1 protein-coding gene and 1 pseudogene are annotated in these 1,543 nt (G+C 73.0%); both read left to right on the top strand.

What is annotated here, in order from left to right:
• Positions 1-884 (top strand): LacI family DNA-binding transcriptional regulator (locus ASF38_RS03260; protein ID WP_162237284.1); only part of this gene is annotated, 884 nt, incomplete at its 5' end.
• 24 nt (positions 885-908) lie between these two features.
• Positions 909-1,543 (top strand): annotated as a pseudogene (locus tag ASF38_RS19590) (cysteine hydrolase); the annotation flags it as partial.

Here is a 1,543-nt window from a genome sequence, read left to right as displayed (position 1 = left end):
GCCTCGGGTACGTCACCAACCACGCGGCGCGCAGCCTCAAGACACGTCGGACGCAGACCATCGGCGTCGTGGTCGCCGACCTGCGCAACCCCTACTTCCTGGAGGTCGTCGACGCGCTGCGCGACGAGCTCCACCTCGCCGGCTACCGGACGTTCCTCGTGTCGGACCAGCAGGGCTCCGACGACGGGAGCGAGCTCGTCGACCTGCTGCTGGGCTCGGTCGACGGTGTCGTGTTCGCCTCGGCGCAGAGTGCCGACACCGCCGCGACCGGCTTCGCCGACCTGCGGATGCCGGTCGTGCTGGTGAATCGCGAGATCGAGAGCCGGCCTCTCGATCGCGTGCTGTCGGACTACACGGCCGGCGGTAGGCTCGCTGCGGAGCACCTCGTCGAGCTCGGCCACCGCCGCATCGGCCTCATCACCGGTCCGAGCGCGATGGCCGTCTTCCGTGACCGCGAGGAGGCCTTCCGTGGCACGCTCGCGCAGCTGGGGGTGCCGTTCGACGAGCGGCTGCGACGCGAGGGTCCGTTCTCCTACGAGGTCGGCGAGCAGCTGGGCGCCGAGCTCATGCAGGGGCCGGACGTGCCGACGGCGATCTTCTGCGCCGACGACCTCGTGGCGTTCGGCGTGCTCGACGCCGCCCAGCGGCACGGGCTGCGGGTCCCGGATGATCTCTCGGTCATGGGCTACGACGACCTCACGATGGCCGGCTGGGACCGCTTCGGTCTCACGACCGTCCGCCAGCCGATGGACGAGATGGCGCGGGCGGCGGCCCGGCTCGTGCTCGGGCGCATCCACGGCACCGACGACTCGGCGGAGCCGCAGCGCCAGGTCCACCCGGTGCGGCTCGTCCGCCGTTCCAGCACCGGCCCGGCGCGGGCCTGAGCCGGCGAGAGGGCGGGGACGGGCATGGTCGACGAGATGATCCATACGTATGCATCCGGCCTCGACGGCGCCGGCGGACGGGGCATGGAGCTCGACCCCGCGAGCACGGCACTGCTCGTCGTCGACATGCAGAACGCCTTCTGCGACGAGGCCGGCAGCGTCGCCCGCAGCGGGCTCGACCACCGGCCGGCGGCCGCGGTGGTGCCGACGGTGGCGTCGCTGCTCGCCGCTGCCCGGAACGGTGGCGCGCACGTCGTGCACACCCGCTACTCGTTGCGGGCCGACCACGGCGACGCCGGGCTGCTCTTCGAGGTCGCGCCGGCGCTGCGCCTGCCCGGTGCTCTCGTCGGCGACGACTGGGACGCCGAGATCGTGCCCGCCCTCACCCCGTGGCCAGGAGAGCGCGTGGTGGACAAGACGCGGTACAGCGCGTTCTTCGGCACCGGCCTCGCGGAGGAGCTGCGTGCGCTCGACGTCGGGACCGTCGTGGTGTGCGGCGTGACCACCAACGTCTGCGTCGAGGGCACCGCCCGCGACGCCTTCGCCCACGACCTCCGGGTCGTCGTCGTGGCCGACGCGACGGCCGCGGTCGACGACGACCTGCACACGTCCTCCCTGCGCAGCATGGCGTACGGGATCGGCACCCTCTCGACCGCGGC

The sequence above is a fragment of the Aeromicrobium sp. Leaf272 genome, from assembly GCF_001422865.1.
In the GTDB taxonomy this organism is placed as follows: Bacteria; Actinomycetota; Actinomycetes; order Propionibacteriales; family Nocardioidaceae; genus Aeromicrobium.
Note: the sequence above shows the minus strand (reverse complement) of the source record. Positions and strands in the feature narration are given on the sequence as shown.